14 protein-coding genes are annotated in these 16392 nt (G+C 59.0%); 10 read left to right on the top strand and 4 right to left on the bottom strand.

Annotation, left to right across the window (positions count from 1 at the left end; genetic code table 11):
* Window positions 1-82 precede the first annotated feature (82 nt).
* The 4 genes from RID11_RS10805 to RID11_RS10820 all read left to right on the top strand — a co-directional run bounded on the left by RID11_RS10805 (window position 83) and on the right by RID11_RS10820 (window position 3487).
* Window positions 83-676, top strand: a complete 594-nt coding sequence (locus RID11_RS10805; protein WP_350138812.1) for a rhodanese-like domain-containing protein — start codon at window positions 83-85, stop codon at window positions 674-676.
* Between the two features lie 134 nt (window positions 677-810).
* Window positions 811-1164, top strand: a complete 354-nt coding sequence (locus RID11_RS10810; RefSeq protein WP_350138814.1) for a CidA/LrgA family protein — start codon at window positions 811-813, stop codon at window positions 1162-1164.
* The gene (locus tag RID11_RS10815) at window positions 1161-1877 is read left to right on the top strand and encodes an LrgB family protein (RefSeq protein ID WP_350138817.1); all 717 of its coding nucleotides are present in this window, start codon (window positions 1161-1163) and stop codon (window positions 1875-1877) included. Before RID11_RS10810 ends, RID11_RS10815 begins: the two co-directional genes overlap by 4 nt.
* A 44-nt stretch (window positions 1878-1921) precedes the next feature.
* On the top strand, window positions 1922-3487 hold the full coding sequence (locus RID11_RS10820; RefSeq protein WP_350138819.1) for a Na/Pi cotransporter family protein: 1566 nt from the start codon (window positions 1922-1924) through the stop codon (window positions 3485-3487).
* An 8-nt stretch (window positions 3488-3495) separates the two neighbouring features.
* On the opposite strand, the gene RID11_RS10825 is transcribed toward RID11_RS10820, so the two are convergent.
* The gene (locus RID11_RS10825) at window positions 3496-3924 is read right to left on the bottom strand and encodes a metallophosphoesterase family protein (protein ID WP_350138821.1); all 429 of its coding nucleotides are present in this window, start codon (window positions 3922-3924) and stop codon (window positions 3496-3498) included.
* Between the two features lie 435 nt (window positions 3925-4359).
* Between RID11_RS10825 and RID11_RS10830 the strand changes: the two genes are divergently transcribed.
* Entirely contained in the window at window positions 4360-6423 is a 2064-nt protein-coding gene (locus RID11_RS10830; protein WP_350138823.1) for a hybrid sensor histidine kinase/response regulator, read from the top strand.
* An 885-nt stretch (window positions 6424-7308) separates the two neighbouring features.
* On the opposite strand, the gene RID11_RS10835 is transcribed toward RID11_RS10830, so the two are convergent.
* From RID11_RS10835 to RID11_RS10845, 3 genes are read right to left on the bottom strand one after another with little or no spacing between them, the layout of a single operon-like run.
* On the bottom strand, window positions 7309-8985 hold the full coding sequence (locus tag RID11_RS10835; RefSeq protein ID WP_350138826.1) for a recombinase family protein: 1677 nt from the start codon (window positions 8983-8985) through the stop codon (window positions 7309-7311).
* A complete protein-coding gene (locus tag RID11_RS10840) occupies window positions 8982-9389 on the bottom strand; it encodes a DUF2924 domain-containing protein (RefSeq protein WP_350138827.1) in 408 nt (135 codons plus the stop codon). Before RID11_RS10840 ends, RID11_RS10835 begins: the two co-directional genes overlap by 4 nt.
* Window positions 9386-9625, bottom strand: a complete 240-nt coding sequence (locus RID11_RS10845; protein WP_350138831.1) for a DUF3489 domain-containing protein — start codon at window positions 9623-9625, stop codon at window positions 9386-9388. The genes RID11_RS10840 and RID11_RS10845 overlap by 4 nt, the downstream gene beginning before the upstream one ends.
* Before the next feature lie 449 nt (window positions 9626-10074).
* On the opposite strand from RID11_RS10845, the gene RID11_RS10850 reads away from it, so the two are divergent.
* The 5 genes from RID11_RS10850 (at window position 10075) to RID11_RS10870 (ending at window position 16189) form a co-directional block, all read left to right on the top strand.
* A complete protein-coding gene (locus RID11_RS10850; RefSeq protein WP_350138834.1) occupies window positions 10075-11454 on the top strand; it encodes a site-specific DNA-methyltransferase in 1380 nt (459 codons plus the stop codon).
* Entirely contained in the window at window positions 11441-11884 is a 444-nt protein-coding gene (locus tag RID11_RS10855; RefSeq protein WP_350138837.1) for a DUF5681 domain-containing protein, read from the top strand. The genes RID11_RS10850 and RID11_RS10855 overlap by 14 nt, the downstream gene beginning before the upstream one ends.
* Window positions 11881-13356 carry a phage terminase large subunit gene (gene terL, locus RID11_RS10860; protein WP_350138839.1) on the top strand — a complete coding sequence of 492 codons (1476 nt, stop codon included), beginning with the start codon at window positions 11881-11883 and terminating at the stop codon, window positions 13354-13356. Before RID11_RS10855 ends, terL begins: the two co-directional genes overlap by 4 nt.
* A 527-nt stretch (window positions 13357-13883) precedes the next feature.
* Entirely contained in the window at window positions 13884-15224 is a 1341-nt protein-coding gene (locus RID11_RS10865) for an ATP-binding protein (RefSeq protein ID WP_350138842.1), read from the top strand.
* A complete protein-coding gene (locus RID11_RS10870) occupies window positions 15221-16189 on the top strand; it encodes an O-methyltransferase (protein WP_350138845.1) in 969 nt (322 codons plus the stop codon). The genes RID11_RS10865 and RID11_RS10870 overlap by 4 nt, the downstream gene beginning before the upstream one ends.
* Window positions 16190-16392: the final 203 nt, after the last annotated feature.

Consider the following 16392-nt stretch of genomic DNA (forward strand, 5'->3'; position numbering starts at 1 on the left):
TCGTTGGCACCAATAGCAGTCGGGGCTGAGAGCCCTTTCCTTGTCTCTTACGCCTCGCGCAGAGACGCACAAACTGGAGGACATGATGAAGACCTTTGCCACTGCTTTCGCAGCCGCACTTATCGCTGGAGCTGCGCAGGCAGATCCTACGGTGGGGATTACGAAATCGATGCCTCAAGTGACCGTGCAGACCGAAATTGGCCCACAGGTGGTCGACCGCGTTCAGGATCCTTCGAACGAGATTACCGGCGAGTGGGCACGCACCTCGCGCCCGTGTCCGGAATTCTGCATCCAGCCGATGAGCCCGGCCCCGGGCGTGTCGACGATCGGGGAGCTTGAGCTTCTGGAGATGTTGCAAGACCCGGATGCAGTGGTCGTGGACAGCCGGACGCCCGACTGGTTTCAGGGCGGCACGATCCCCGGCGCGATCAACATTCCCTATACATATGTCGTCGATGAACTCGGTCGGCTCGGGTGTGAGCCGGATTTTGACGGCTGGGATTGTGCGGAGGCCAAGCAGGTCGCGCTCTTCTGCAACGGAATCTGGTGCGGCCAGTCCCCGACGGCGATCCGCAACATGATCGACGCCGGTTACCCGGCCGAGCAGATCTCATACTACCGCGGTGGCATGCAGGTCTGGCGTCTGCTCGGCCTGACCGTGGTCGGTGGACGTTAAGGTGAACACAGGGGTCGCCTGCATCGCGTGACGCCCCTAGCTGGGCGGCCATCCTCGGCTGCGAGATACGAGTGCAGGAACTGGACCACCATGTCATAAAGGGCAGGCTTTGTCTCCTGAAGAGGTAAATTGCCATGCTTCCAACACTCGGGCTGCTTCTGGCCTGCCAACTTATCGGAGAAGTCACCGTCCGCGGCATCGGTCTCTCGATCCCCGGCCCTGTCCTCGGCCTTGCCCTTCTCCTCGTCATCCTGCGTCTCAGGCCCGCCCTAGCCGGGGACCTGCGCCCCACCATCTCAGTCATCCTCGCCAACCTGTCGCTGCTCTTCGTGCCAGCGGGCGTCGGCGTGATCGGCAATCTCGACGTGCTGTCGGAGGATTGGTTCGCGCTCCTCGTCGTTCTGGTGCTGTCGACGCTTCTGGCCATGCTGGCCTCCGTGGGCACATTTCTCGCCGTGCGCCGCCTCACCGAGGGACCAGCAAAATGACTGGCGTGGCAAATCTCTGGAGTTATCTTTCCACAACCCCCCTCTTGTGGCTGACCGCGACCATCCTCGCCTACCTCGCCGCGGATGCGATAGCGCGACGGCTGCACAACCATCCACTCGCCAACCCGGTAATCCTCTCGGTCCTCATCATCGCGCCGGTGCTCTGGGTCACGAAGACAGAATATGCGACCTATTTCGAAGGTGCGCAGTTCATCCATTTCCTCCTCGGCCCCGCGACGATCGCCCTCGCGCTGCCGCTCTGGGACAACCGCGAGACCATCGGCACCTCCGTCGCGCCGATCCTGCTGGCGCTCGTGGCAGGGTCGGTGACGGCCGCAGGCTCGGCCATCCTGCTGGCGCAGGCATTCGGTCTTTCGACCGACGTGATCCTGTCGCTTGCCCCCAAATCGACGACCGCGCCGGTGGCACTCGGCATATCCGAGGCGGTTGGCGGCCTGCCGGCGCTGACGGCGGTGCTGGTGATCCTGACCGGGATCATCGGCGCGGTGATCGTGACACCGCTGATGACCGTGCTGCGTATCAAGGACTGGCGCGCGCGGGGCTTCTCCGTCGGCCTGGCCTCGCACGGCATCGGAACGGCGCGCGCCTTTCAGGTCAACCCGACGGCCGGGGCCTATGCCGGCATCGCGATGGCGCTGAATGCCCTGCTCACGAGCCTGATCGTGCCGGTGCTCGTGCGGTGGCTGATATGACGAACCGGGCGGCCGCATTCTCTGCGGCAAGGGGTTAAAGAGACATGTCGGAAACACTGACAGCACTAGGCGGGATCGGCCTGTTTCTTCTTGGCATGAAGATCATGACCGAGGCGCTGCGCGAGGCGGCGGGCTCGAATCTGCGTCGCTTACTCGCGCGGTTCACCACTACACCGCTTCGGGGCGTGGCGAGCGGCGCGCTCACCACGGCGGTGATCCAATCATCCTCGGCCACCACAGTGATGACCGTGGGGTTCGTGGGGGCCGGGCTTTTGAGTTTCCCGCAGGCGCTTGGGGTGATCTACGGGGCCAATATCGGCACCACCGTGACCGGTTGGATCGTCTCTCTGGTCGGCTTCAAGCTGAAGCTGGGCACCCTGGCGATGGGCCTTTTGTTCCTTGCGAGCCTCGCCCTCCTACTGTCGCACGGGCGACTGGCACGGATCGGACGGATCGTGGCAGGCTTCTGCCTGCTCTTCATCGGGCTCGACATGATGCAGGAGGGCATGTCCAGCGCCGCCGCCTGGATCACGCCCGAGCGCACACCAGGGCCGGGATTGGGCGGAATGCTGACCATGGCCGCACTCGGCTTCGCGATCACTGTGGTGATGCAGTCGTCCTCGGCGGCCATCGCCGTGGTGCTGGTCTTGCTGAGCGGCGGCGCCTTGCCGCTGATCCAGGCCGCAGCGGCGGTCATAGGAATGAACCTGGGCACCACCGTGACCGCGCTGATTGCCACGATCGGCGGTTCGCGCGCCATGCAACAAACCTCGCTCGCGAACCTGTTGTTCAACCTCGGGACCATGGTGCTGGCCTTTCCCATGCTGCTTTTGATCACCGGCCCGCTCGAAACGCTGGCCGCCCGCAGCGGAGTGGACACCGCGCTCGTGCTGTTTCACACCGCGTTCAACCTTCTGGGCACCCTCGTCTTTCTTCCTCTCACCGACCGTTTTGCCACGCTGGTGTCATCGCTGCGGCCGGACCTCGGCGCACGCGCCCTCCCGGAACTGGACCGCCGCCTGCTGACGGACGAGGGTGCGGCGATTCAGGCCGCGCACGGTGCCATGACCTGGGCCGCGCGCGAAATTTTCGCGGCCTATGCGCTGGCCCTCGGACCACAAGGCGATGTGCGGCGGCTGTCATCACTCACCCCCCGTGTGACCCTCGCGCTCGAGGACCTGAAGGATTTCATGGCCCGGATCTCAGTGCCACACGACAAGCCCGCCGAAGCCGCCGCCTACGCCGCGCTGATGCACCAGGTCGACCACCTTGTGCGCCTCATCGAACAGGCTGAACATCGCGGGTTCGCCCGCGTTCTGAAACATGATCTGGTCACACGGCGACCCGCCCGTTGGTTCGCCGCCTGCCTCTCCCCCACCCGGACGTTGGAGCTTGCCGCCATCGGCGCGCACATGGCGCGCATGACCGCTCCGGTCTCACACCGCTTCACCCGGCACCGGCGCGGCCTTCTGCTGGGCGAGCACGCAGGCCTCTACTCGGTGCAGGAGACCTTTCAGGCCACCGACGCGATGCGGTGGCTCAACCGGATCATGCATAACGTCCAGCGCGTCGGAGAGTATGAATATGAGGTTCAATTCAGGTTAGGCTAGGCGCACTTTCAGAAGATGAACGGGCCTTCACCATGCGCGAAGGGCAGTTCGGTCCAGGCCGCGCCGGAGGCCGTGTCGATCAGCGCGCATCCGGTGGGCGGCGTCACGAGCGGATGCCGCCCGAGCAGGCCATGATACACACCATGCACATGACCCGTCAGGATCCGAACCGGCGCGCTGTGGCGGTCCTGCACATCCCGCAGTGCGTCGGGATTCGCCAAGCCGATTGTATCCATGAAGCGAATGCCGCTCCGCAGCGGCGGATGATGCAGGGCCACGACGATCTGCAGGCCCCCGTCCCCGGCCAGCGCCTTGGACAAGAGCGCGAGGCTCTCATTGCGCAGCACACCCCCGCCCTGCCCCTCGATCAAGCGTATCGAGCCCGACGATGCGAGTGTCGCCGACCCTTCAGCTTTCTGCGCCGCAAGAAAGGTCATACCGGGCTGAGACTAATGCCAAAGACAGGTGCTAAAAGTTGGTTCGTGCCTAGAAGCACACGTGATGATTACTCCTTATGGTGGAGAGCCGTCCGAACCAATTAGAGAAGTCGAAAAAACAGCCCCTTGTATGAAACCTTGATAGCGGATCGGCGGTGGACTACCATTCGCGACGCTTCTGGCGATTGGCAGCTCAGGCCTTGGCAAACTCATGGTTGTCCGAGTATCCTAGCAAGCGTGCGTCGCGTCAGTGATAGCCGAACCCCAAGAGGCAGCGTCCAGACTTCGCTTTGGCACTTTGATGGCGAATGGGTCGGACAGGATCGGCAGCAGTTCTGATACCTCTAACAGAAGGCGCCTTCACAAATGGTTCCAACTGAGAGCACGCCTACACATCGCCGTCAAAGGCAGGCGAAGAATGTCGTCCTGACCGCTTTGACCATCGCATTCTTCGGCGCGATGCTCGGCGTTATCTTCGGTATTGCGCTAGGAACCGTGACCAGACCCGAAGCCTGGATCATCGGACTGTGTGCGGCCGTGACAGGTGGCATGATGGTTCCCGTCTACTTGAAGCCGACAATGGCAACGAGCGTGGTTTCCGGCGCATTAACCGTATATTTCGTTTTTCACCTCAATGCCGGTGCAATCATCGCCTACCAGGCATCCGAGGAAGTCATCCGTATCATACCCTATGTCGTCTGGTTCTTTCCACTGGTCGTGTTTCACCAGCTAACCAATTTCGGCTTTTATAAGCGCTGGATCAGCTGCCTTGTCGGTCTCGGCCCGATACCGATCTCGGTCTATGTGCTTGGTCATCTGACAGACCCCGTCGCCATCGGAGTCCTCGACGCGATCGTGACGTTCCTGTTCAGTTTCTTCGCCTTCGTTCTCTTTGTCGGCGTGTTCACACGACACCGTGATGAGGAGATCCAGCGCGCGGCCATGGCCGAGGAAGCGAACCGAACCGCCGCCGTGCTGCGGGTGAGCGAAGAGCGCTTCAGGCTGCTGGGTTTGGCGACAAACGATCTTGTCTGGGACGCTGACCTGAAGTCCGAAAAAATCTGGTGGAGCGAGACGCTGCTCGACACTTACGGCTATGATCCTCAGGGACCCGCCACCGACCTGAAAACCTGGGAAACCTGGATTCACCCCGAGGAACGGGACCGAGTGGTCAAGAGCCTTCAATCCGTGATCGAGAGCGGTGGAAGCAAGTGGACCAGCGAGTATCAGTTCGTTTGCGCGGATGGCCGAATCTTGGACGTGATTGCCCGTGGCCTTGTGCTTCGCGATGAGACCGGTGAGCCGGTCAGGCTGATCGGTAGCACGGCTGATGTCACAGAGCTACGTGAGCTGGAAAAGAAGCTGCGCCAGTCGCAGAAGATGGAGGCAGTCGGTCAATTGACGGGCGGCATCGCTCACGACTTCAACAACCTTCTGACGATCATCCTGGGCAGTGCCGAGGCGCTCGCGGACATCCGCGCGAAGGACCCAAAGGCGCGCGAGCTGGCCGAAACCACGTTGCAGGCGGCGGAACGCGGCGCAATCCTGACCAACCGCCTGCTCTCCTTCGCACGGCGCCAGGTGCTCGCGCCAAGAAATCTTCACCCGGGGCAGTTGCTGACAGGGCTCGAGGGGCTGATCCGCCGCACGATCAATGCGGATATCGAGATCAGGATCAGTGCCGCTGCCGATGTCCTGCCGATCGAGGCCGATCCGGATCAACTCGAGAATGCGATCCTGAATCTCGTGATCAATGCCCGCGACGCCATGCCCGATGGCGGGCACCTGATCATCGAGGCGTCAAACGTGACACTCACCTCGGAGGATCTGCTACACTACAAGGGGATGTCAGGGGGCCGATACGTGATGGTCGCCGTGTCCGACACCGGCTGCGGGATGCCGCGGGAGATCGCGGAACGGGTGTTCGAACCCTTTTTCACCACAAAGGAGGTCGGCAAGGGAACCGGGCTTGGACTGTCGATGGTCTGGGGGTTCGTCCGACAGTCGAACGGTCACGCCCAGATCTATTCCGAACCCGACGAGGGCACCACGGTCAAGCTCTACTTCCCGGCTGTGAAGCAGTTGGAAACGCAGCCTAAGACGCAGAAGAAACCCACCGGACTGGTGGGCGGGACAGAGGGCATTCTCGTAGTCGAGGATGACGACATGGTCCGCGAACATGCCGCAGCGCAACTCGCGAGCCTTGGATACAGGATCAAGCAAGCTGCGTCAGCAGCCGACGCCATTGCGATTCTGGATAGTGACGAGACCATCGACTTGTTGTTCACCGATGTGGTGATGCCCGGTGGTATGAACGGCAAACAGCTTGCAGATGCCGCCCTGCTTCGGCATCCTGACCTCAAGGTGCTCTTCACATCCGGCTACACCAAGGATGCGATCGTTCACCAAGGTCGGCTTGATCCCGGTGCGAACCTGCTGGGTAAACCCTACCGTCGTGCGCACCTCGTCGCGAAAATCCGGCACGTGCTGGATGCATAGCGGCGGACGCTGGTGCAGCAATAGCCGCGTTCTCTGGTGATGCCTGACACGCTGTGCAGTGCAAAAAGGATCATCTCTCAGTGCGGCTGTAATGTTCCAACGCATCCTGACGAGGTATGCAGCGACAAGAAACGAACGGCAGTTTTGGTGAAGTTGCGCTGCGGCACATCGTCGACGCTGAGCGGCCGGTTAGGGCCATCCGTAACCTTTTTGCATCAGGAGGGTCGGCACTGTTAACTCTTTGTGACAAAACAGTCCATGTCTATCACCCCAACGCGCTCCGATCCACGACGCACGGCGTCGCTTGCACCGTCATCGGCTTCAGCGGTCTGCCCATTCTGCGTGCATGGCAGATAGAGCTTGACCGTGGTCCCTACATCCCGCTCGCTGTAAATGTTGATATGGCCGTTGGATTGCCTAAGGGAGACGATATTTTTGCTATACATTTTGCTATACAAAAAGCGTTACCTAATAATATAAAAACTATTTTTATCAATACCTTAATCGCTGACCTTTGGAGGAGTAGCGGACACCTCCTCCGCCACCCACCTCAGTCTCCATTTCAGTGTGCGGTTTTCGCTATTTTTCCCACGCGTTTTCCGCCGGTTACAGTTAGCCATTCCCAATAGAGACGCACCGCCTCGGCGGTAATTCCCGATCACAGGCGCAGAGTCTCAGTAGCCCATTTTGGCCGGTTCGCTTTTCGCGAAACTTCCCTGTTAACAGGCAATTTACAGGGAAGTGCTCCAAATTCGACGATTTCAGCTTATGCAAAGCCCCATAATAACAATGACTTAATGAACAAATTCCCTGCAATCAAAACAGGGAATTCTCTAGACCGAGCAGGGAAGTTTCAGGGAGCGTGATCGCTCTTGCAGGGAATAGCTAGTGAACGGTCAATCCCAGACGGCGTTCCTGCTCTGACCACTCGAGCGGCAACTGACCGCGCACCAGCTTTTCAAGTGTCAAATCTAGCGGTTGCGTGCCGTCCAGAATCGCGCGTTGCAGTCTGGGCGAGAGGCATACGAGTTGTGCCCGCGTGCGAATGAAGGCTTCGCTGACGTTTTCGCTCCGGGCGACCTCGGAGATGGAAGAACCTGACTTCAGCGCCGCTGTCCATCCATGCGCCTTCGCCAAAGCGCGCAGCATGGTCGAATCCGGTGCAGGTTTGACATCGCCAATGACGATCCTGGTTTCCACGCCACGGCGGCGGGTTTCAAACGGCGCCGTACAACTCAGCACGGTGTCGGAAAGATCCCCGGGCGGGACCTGCAGGAGATCCGCCAGCGCGTCACGGTAAAAAGTCATGGAAAGGTCATCCGTGGAAATCTGTGCGTTATGGATGATCACCGACAACAGGTCATTCTCACCGTTCCTCAGTCGATTGATCAACGCCCGCGCATTGTCCTCCAACCTGGGGCTTGCGCCGATGTCGGGGATCGTGACCAGAGTATGGCGCTCGGCCATCAGATCGAGATGATCTGCAACGCGGGCGGCCACCGACGCCTCGAAGCGCCCCGCAGGCAAACGCCACCCCGCGGGATCATGGCGCGAGAGAAGACGATTCGAGACATAGTAGCGGATACGCCGGCTGCCCTTCTTGGTATGTGTCGGTGTCAGCCGGTCACCGGTCGGGTCCCGGAACTTGCCCGTCAACACCGCCACGTCAGTCCGGCGGCCGTTTTGGATCGCGCAACCACCCCGCCTGGGGCGACCACTTGCTTCCTGCAACTTGGCCTGCACGCGGTCCCAGAAGTCGGTGGCGATGATGGCGGCATGCTGTCCATCGAATACCTTGTCCTTGTGCCGGATGCGCCCGGCATAGACCGGGTTGCAGAGTATATGATGGATTTGGCCACGCGAGAGCGGGCCGCCACCCTGCTCGCGTCCGGTGGAGAAAACATGGCGCTTGGACCGAAGCCCACGGCTTGCCGCTTCCCGCTCAACCGCGCGCAGACATCCAAGATCGTTGTAGAGCGCATAAAGCGCCTCGACCGTACCGCGCTCCGTCTCGTTGACCACGAGGCTTCGGGTGTTGGGATCGGGATGTGCATCATAGCCGAGGGGTGGCACGCCACCCATCCATAGACCGCGTTTCTTGGAGGCGGCGATCTTGTCACGAATGCGCTCTGCTGTAACTTCCCGCTCGAATTGCGCGAAACTGAGCAGCATGTTCAGTGTCAGCCGTCCCATGGACGAGGACGTATTGAACGCCTGCGTGACCGAAACGAACGAACTGCCAGCCGCTTCGAACCTGTCGACCAGCTTGGCGAAATCCGACAGCGACCGTGTCAAGCGATCGATCTTGTAGACGACGATCATGTCGACGCGACCGGCATCCACGTCGTCCATGAGCTGCTGCAACGCCGGACGCTCAAGTGTGCCTCCGGAGACCCCGCCATCATCATAGCGTGTGGGGAGCAGGTGCCACCCCTCGCCGCGCTGGCTCGTGATATAAGCCGCACAGGCCTCATGCTGAGCATCAAGAGAGTTGAATTCCTGATCGAGCCCGTCTTCCGTCGATTTGCGGGTATAGATGGCACAGCGGATTTTCCGGCTCATGCTTTTGTCCTCCCGTTCAGGCCGAAAAAGCGCGGGCCGGACCAATGCGCCCCGGTGATCTCGCGCGCAATCACCGAAAGCGAGCGCCACGTCTGATCGCGCCACCGATAGCCCTGCTCGGTCACATCGACCACATGCGTCACGCCGTTCCATTCACGCAGCAGGCGACCGCCAGGCCGCATGTCCGGCCTGCGATTCGGCGCGTCGGCGATGGCCGCTCGATCCAGCTTTGCAACAAACCCTTTCGGCAGACCGCCCATGACCCGCGCCTGCACCTCGAAGGCGAGGATGCGCCGCAAAACGGGTCGGCTGAGGCTCTTCGGCGGCGGGTCGCCGAAGAGGTCTTCCCAAAGCGCGACCAGACCGGGGCGGGTCATGACTTCAATGTCCGCCACCGAGGTCATTGCTCCGCCTCCGTGGTCTTGAAGATGCGGTAGATTGACGTTCCGGGCGCGTCAGTCGTGCGATCGATCAGGACCCCCGCCTTCCGAAAACGGCTAATGGCGGCCCGCACCGTGTGCGCCTGCCAGCCCGTAGCCTTGCACAGGTCCTCAAGGCGCGCGCCCTTGGGGCGTTGGAGCAGATCGCGCAAGATTGCGATCTTGGTCTTCTGCGGTGATTTGGTCTTTGTTTTGGCCATGGTGGTCTCCCGGTTTTGCGGGCCGACCCCATGCCGGCCCTGCTACCGAGAGGAGCCCGATACATGTGTCGGGCGTGAGCACAGCAACGCTTGCTGCAGCGTACAAGTCCAGAGAAAGATCGAAGCTGTGCGACATGTACTGCAGCTGGAATCCGAGCAAGTACGACACCCTGAATTTTTCGTCAATTTCGGTTTTAATTCAATGTGTTATAATAAAAACATGTTGCAAGCCGAACAACTGCGTGCTACAGGTTCTGTGCGCACCGCCCTTGACGCGGCACTACGTAGTATTTGGTAGAATACCCACCGGCCCTTCGTGGCCAAGGGAGCAACCTCAACCAGGAACCGGATCGAAAGATCTGGAGACGAGGTGAGTTGCTCCTTTTTCGTCTCCGGACCCTGGTTTCAACCTAACGGCCCTCGGGCCAGAAACCACCAAGGAGGCCTTCATGCCTGACCGCAAATTCAATCACACCCAAGCCGAATCCCCGGCGATCGCCGCCCTCCCCCTTGATCAGCTCAAGCCCTATACGCGCAATGCACGCCGGCATAGCGACAAGCAAATCGATCTCATCGCCCGCTCGATCCGCGAGTTCGGGTTCAACAACCCGGTGCTGATCGATCGCGAGAATGCGATCGTCGCAGGCCATGGGCGCTTTGAAGCGGCCAAGCGCCTCAAGCTGAAGACTGTACCGACCGTTCTGCTTGAGCACCTGACCGAGGCGCAGATCAAGGCTTACCGCCTTGCCGACAACCGCATCGCGGAGCTGTCGGACTGGGATGACGAGGTCTTGCGGCTCGAAATCCTGGAACTCAGTGACCTGGAGATTGCGGGCGACCTGGACTTCGAAGTTTCGCTCACCGGCTTCGACACACCGCAACTCGATATCATCATCGGTGGCCAGTGCGACGATCCAGTTGCAGCCACCAACGAAACCGTGGGAGTGCCCGACGATCAGGCCATCGCGGTGACGCGTCCCGGCGAGGTCTGGGAGTTGGGACATCACCGCCTGATGTGCGGGAATGCGCTCGAAGCAACAGCCTACCGGACTCTCATGGGCGATGCGCGCGCCCGCATGGTCTTCACCGATCCGCCGTACAACGTGCCGATCAACGGGCACGTCCGCATGGGTGAGGCCAGCGGGCATCGGGATTTCGCGATGGGCGTCGGCGAGATGTCTGATGCGGAGTTTGTTCATTTCCTGCGCGGCTTCATTCGAGAATGCGCCGCCATGGTCATGGAGGGTGGTATCTGCATGATCTGCATGGATTGGCGGCACGTCGCAGACCTGGTTCTTGCCGGCAAGGCGGAGGGGCTGTCGCTCCTGAACCTGTGCGTCTGGAACAAGACCAATGGCGGGATGGGCAGCCTCTATCGCTCCAAGCATGAGCTGGTCTGTGTGTTCAAGAAGGCTGGTGCGAGCCACGTGAACAATGTCGAGCTCGGCCGCCATGGCCGCTACCGCACCAATGTCTGGGACTATGCCGGCGTTAACACGTTCCGCAAGGGCCGTGACGCGGACCTGGTGGACCATCCGACCGTCAAGCCAACGGCGCTGGTCGCCGACGCGATCCGCGACGTAAGCCATCGCGGCGAGATCGTGCTTGACCCTTTTTGTGGCTCAGGCGCGACCCTGCTGGCTGCCGAACAGACCGGGCGCGTGGCCCGCGCCATCGAGCTCGATCCGCTCTATGTCGATGTCGCCATTCGTCGATGGCAGCAGGCGACTGGCGGGTCGGCCACGCTTGTCGGCTCCGGCGAAACGTTCGCCGATCGGGAACAGGTCCAGACACCTGAGGATGAGGAGGCGCGTCATGACGACCAATGACAAGGATCATGATTACGACGTGGGTTATGGCAAACCACCCAAGCATAGCCAGTTCCAGAAAGGTCAGTCCGGCAACCCCAAAGGCCGCCCTAAAGGTTCGAAGAACATCTCAACCATTCTCAAGGAACAACTCTACCGCAAGGTCACAATTACAGAAAACGGACGGCATAAACAAATCACTGTCATTGACGCCATCTTTCGACGGGTCAGCAAATCCGCACTCGAAGGAGATCGCGGAGCCTGGAACACCATCATCAAGCTCTTTCCCATGGTGGAAGCCGACAACCTGGCGGCCGACGAGGTGACGGATGCGTCTGAGATTGATGCAACAGATGAGGCTATCTTGCGTCACTTCATCGAGATGCGCGGGAGCGAACTGCTCGACACGTCTGGACAAGATGAGGCTGATGAGGAGCGTGGAGAAAGATGACTCGATTTGATCCTGCCCTTGATCGCGAGGCCCGGGGCGCAGTTGTCCGGAAAGACCTGTTTTCTTTTGTCTGGAAGACTTTTGCCACGCTGCATCAGGGACACAAAGACAGTTTCGTGCCCGCCTGGCATGTTCAGGCGATGTGTTTTGAGCTCGAGAACCTTCTCTCTGGTGAGAACAAGCGACTGGTGATCAACATTCCGCCACGCCATCTGAAGTCGATCACCGTTGCGGTGGCCTTTGTCGCTTATGTGCTGGGCCATCGGCCGGAAGCCAAAATAATCGTCGCAAGTTATGGGCTCGACCTCGCCCGCAAGCACTCCGAGGACTGCCGTCGCGTCATGGAGGCCGACTGGTATAAACAGGCGTTTCCCAAAACCCGGCTATCGCGGCGAGGCAACACAACCGATGAATTCCGCACCACGCAGGGCGGCGGCCGCAAGGCCGTCTCCCTCGGCGGTGCCGTGACAGGTCATGGGGCCGACTACATCATCATCGATGACCTGCTGAAAGCCCAGGATGCTGCCTCAGACGTCGAGCTCCAGCGTGCGCAAGACTTCATCGAAGGTACGCTGCTGTCGCGCTTCAACAAACCGTCGGAAGGCCGAGTCGCAATGATCGCCCAGCGACTGCACGAGCTCGATCCCCCCGGCTACCTGCTCGACAAGGGCACCTATCGCCATCTCAATCTTCCGGCCATTGCGGAAGAAGATCAAGCGATCCCGATTGGCCGCGACCAGGTTCATCATCGCAAGATGGGCGACGCCCTGTTTCCCGAGAGCATGAACCTCGAAACCCTTGAACGACTGCGCAAGGAAATTGGGACAGCGACCTTCAACTGCCAGTACCAGCAGAACCCAGTCGCTCCGGATGGCTCGCCCCTGCGGTGGGAGTGTTTCCAAGTCTACGACAAGCCCAGAAACCGCGCCTACTACCAGCTTGTCGTCCAGAGCTGGGACACCGGCATGTCGTCGGACCCGCGTTCAGACTTTTCCGTCTGCACCACCTGGGGGTTTCGCGATCGCTGCTGGCACCTTCTGGATGTGTTTCGGGATCAGCTCGATTTTCCCGACCTCAAGCGCAAGGCCTTCGCGCTTTGCGACACGTGGAACGCGGACCGGGTCCTGGTCGAGGATGCCGGCAGCGGCAAATCCCTGCTGCAGGAATTTCGGAACAGCGACTATCGGCTGATCTTTCCAATTAGCGCGACCGTGGACAAAGAAATCCGGTTCAATGCAGCCTGCGCCCCTGTCGAAGAGGGGATTGTCTACCTGCCACGCGAGGCGCCCTGGCTCCAGTCTTTCAAACGCGAGCTGCAGAGCTTTCCGCGGGGTCGCAACGACGACCAGGTGGACAGTTTCAGCCAGTTCCTGAACTGGACGAAGACAAATGGCTTCTTTCGAGCGCTCGGTCGCGACCACCCGATCAATGTCGAGCGGCAAAACCAGCGTCGAAGAAGACCCAGACGATGACTGGGCTCGCCATGAAGCAACCGAATAATGAAGAGCGTCTCGAGGGTTCGAATCCCTATCTCTCCGCCACTTGCCCCAGACGAAAGCGTTCTCCCGATCCGGCTGCGGCAGGATTTTTTCGTAGTTTTCGAGGGTTATGCGGGTGGGGCTGAGCACTGGCTGGCTCGCCACGAGGTCCGGAAGCGGTCTCTCAGGGCCGATATACTCCGCACCTAATGACTGCGCCGATTTGGTGAATGGATCTTAAGGGGCTGTTATGAAATGATAAAAGTAGGTAGGCGATGTTGCTTTCGATTTTAGTCCTTTTAGATCAAAGGGGTCTGTGATCGAACCGCGCTGCGGCTTTGCCGACGTCGTGACACTCGTATTTCAAAGCGTGATTGTGGTGCCTTATCTTCGCAAGTTGGAACCCATACTATAGGGGTTGCCAAAGAAATGACCAACGCGAGCGGCTTGACCTCTGGGGGACATCCCATCAGTGTTGAGGCTCTGTTTTTCAACCCAGAGTGACGTGGGCGACTGTAACCGTGGCTAATACTGAAACACACATTAACGCTATGCCGACTAAGGCATTTTTTGTTGACATGCTGGTTCGAGACATCCCTCTCGAGCGCGCGGTTCTCGACCTCGTAGACAATTGTATCGACGGTGCCAAACGCCAGCATCCTGAAGATGAGCCGAATTTTGGTGGCCTATTCGCCACCATACGCATGGATGCGGAACATTTTGAGATCGCAGACAATTGTGGAGGGTTCGATGTTGACACGGCTCGGGATTACGCCTTCCGCTTCGGACGGCCAGATCAGGCCAAATCAACAGACTATTCGATTGGCCAGTTCGGTGTAGGCATGAAGCGCGCCCTGTTCAAGTTTGGGCGATATTTCGAGGTCCATTCGACTACGCTAACCCAGCGATGGTCAATGACGGTAGATGTGGACAAGTGGGAGGAAGACGAGGGAAACTGGTTCTTTGACTTCACCAAAATCGAAGATGGGACGTTTTCTGCTGACGATGTGGGAACACGCATCCTCGTCAAGAATCTCCGACCCGAAGTTGCACGGCAATTCTCGTCAGAGTTTTTCAGGCGCCAGCTGTCGGAAATGATCCGTTCCCATCAACGGCAATTCCTTGCATTTGGACTGGCCATCGACTTTGAAGGCGCGCATCTAACAAATACTGAACTACGCATTCGCTCGGGTGGGCAGTTCAGTCCGGCCATTGAAGAATTCGCGCTAGAAGAAGACACCGACACCCCTGTTAAGGTTCGGATTCTCGCAGGTGTTTCTGAGTCATCCCCCTCCGGCGCAGGCTGGTATATCGTGTGCAACGGACGAGTTATTCTTTCCGCGAACCGCTCGGAAGCGACCGGTTGGAATTCTGTGTCAGAGCAGAAGGATGGCATCCCGAAGTATCACAATCAGTATGCCCGTTTTCGGGGTGTTGTATTTTTTAGCTGCCGCAATTCGAAAAAACTCCCTTGGAATACAACCAAGACAGGCCTCGATGAGTCAGCCGCTGTTTGGCAGGTAACTTATCCTAAGATGCTGGATCACACTCGGACAGTGATCAATTTTCTCAACACGCTGGATAGCGATATTGAGGAATATGGCAGCAAGTCATCGCCGCTTCTAACTGCGCTAACCCGCGAAACCCTAGCCCGGGAAGTTGAAAGCTTCCGCGGGCCAAGAAGCTTTTCTTGGAACCAGACTCCGCAAGCTCCAGGCCCGAAAATGACAAAAATACAGTATTCTAGGGAGGAGGCGAAAATCCGAAGCCTGATGACAGCGCTTGGCGTTGGCTCGGCAAAGGCTGTCGGAGAAAAGGCATTCGACATTCTTTATACTGAACAGTGCGACGACGAAGAATGACAGCCAGTTACCGACTAATCGATTATTCGCTGCGACCGGCCAAGTTCGCCGAACGCAAGATGCTTTCCGAGATGTTTTCTAGATTGAAGGTATTTGGATCACTAGAAAGCTACCGCTATATTGGTTTTGGGTCCATTTGGTTCACTGACTGCGTGTTGTTTCATCGGGCGCTGGGGATCGAGGACATAATCTCAATAGAGCAGGAGCAAGCGCATCAAGCGCGATTCGATTTTAACAACCCGTATCGTGGAATTGAGCTTCGCATGGGAACAGCGGCTGAAGTCCTGCCGGGACTGGACTGGACGCATCGCTCTATCGTTTGGCTTGACTATGACGATCCGCTTTCACCGTCCATTCTGGACGATGTCCGTACAATCGCAACGCGAGCTATGAGCGGGACGGCTCTTGCTGTTTCGGTTCAGACTGGGGGCTTGGTCGATAAGCGCCCGATCCTGGAAGAACCTATCGATATTACTGAACCAGAGCAGTTTCGGGAGGCGTTCGGCGATGCACGGACACCAATTGCGCTGAATGCTGCTGCTTTGCGCGGTTGGACGCTCTCCAAGACGTCACGAAGCATCATCAGCGATGAGATCGAAGCAGGTCTGGAGGTTAGTAACGCAGGGCGCAGTGCTGGTCAGGCACTTCAGTTCCGTGTGATTGGCGCATTCGAATACGCGGATGGCGCAAAAATGACGACTCTCGTCGGAGTATTCGTTGATCAGGGTCAAAATGGACTTTTTGAAAGCGCTGGCTTTCGAGAGTTGCCATTCTATCGCAACGGTGATGACGCGCTGAGGATCAAGGTACCACTCTTGACGCCGCGCGAAATGCGGCACTTGGACCGAAGTCTTCCTTGTCCAAATGGCGACGCTCTCGATCTTGGGCCAATCCCGGAGTCGGACGGGAAAAATTATGCGAAACTCTACCGCTATTTGCCGAATTTTGCGTCCTTCGAACCGTAGGTTTCTTCAAATGTGCTGATATCTCTTCATAGGGGTCACACGGCATGTGCTTCGCAGTGGCCGTGACCTGCCACGGGATTTTTCCTCCATTTGGAATTAGAGTCCGACCCAACGAAGGGACGGACAATGAAGCGAACGAGATACAGCGAAGAACAGATCATCGGCATCCTGACCGAGCATGAGGCCGGCGCGAAGTGCGCTGA

The organism is Roseovarius sp., from assembly GCF_040219995.1.
In the GTDB taxonomy this organism is placed as follows: Bacteria; Pseudomonadota; Alphaproteobacteria; order Rhodobacterales; family Rhodobacteraceae; genus Roseovarius.

What these genes read in the sequence shown, in the direction of transcription:
- RID11_RS10805 (WP_350138812.1), top strand. Translation starts at nt 83, where the DNA reads ATGATGAAGACCTTTGCCACTGCTTTCGCAGCCGCACTTATCGCTGGA.
- RID11_RS10810 (WP_350138814.1), top strand. Translation starts at nt 811, where the DNA reads ATGCTTCCAACACTCGGGCTGCTTCTGGCCTGCCAACTTATCGGAGAA.
- RID11_RS10815 (WP_350138817.1), top strand. Translation starts at nt 1,161, where the DNA reads ATGACTGGCGTGGCAAATCTCTGGAGTTATCTTTCCACAACCCCCCTC.
- RID11_RS10820 (WP_350138819.1), top strand. Translation starts at nt 1,922, where the DNA reads ATGTCGGAAACACTGACAGCACTAGGCGGGATCGGCCTGTTTCTTCTT.
- RID11_RS10825 (WP_350138821.1), bottom strand. Translation starts at nt 3,924, where the DNA reads ATGACCTTTCTTGCGGCGCAGAAAGCTGAAGGGTCGGCGACACTCGCA.
- RID11_RS10835 (WP_350138826.1), bottom strand. Translation starts at nt 8,985, where the DNA reads ATGAGCCGGAAAATCCGCTGTGCCATCTATACCCGCAAATCGACGGAA.
- RID11_RS10840 (WP_350138827.1), bottom strand. Translation starts at nt 9,389, where the DNA reads ATGACCTCGGTGGCGGACATTGAAGTCATGACCCGCCCCGGTCTGGTC.
- RID11_RS10845 (WP_350138831.1), bottom strand. Translation starts at nt 9,625, where the DNA reads ATGGCCAAAACAAAGACCAAATCACCGCAGAAGACCAAGATCGCAATC.
- RID11_RS10850 (WP_350138834.1), top strand. Translation starts at nt 10,075, where the DNA reads ATGCCTGACCGCAAATTCAATCACACCCAAGCCGAATCCCCGGCGATC.
- RID11_RS10855 (WP_350138837.1), top strand. Translation starts at nt 11,441, where the DNA reads ATGACGACCAATGACAAGGATCATGATTACGACGTGGGTTATGGCAAA.
- terL (WP_350138839.1), top strand. Translation starts at nt 11,881, where the DNA reads ATGACTCGATTTGATCCTGCCCTTGATCGCGAGGCCCGGGGCGCAGTT.
- RID11_RS10870 (WP_350138845.1), top strand. Translation starts at nt 15,221, where the DNA reads ATGACAGCCAGTTACCGACTAATCGATTATTCGCTGCGACCGGCCAAG.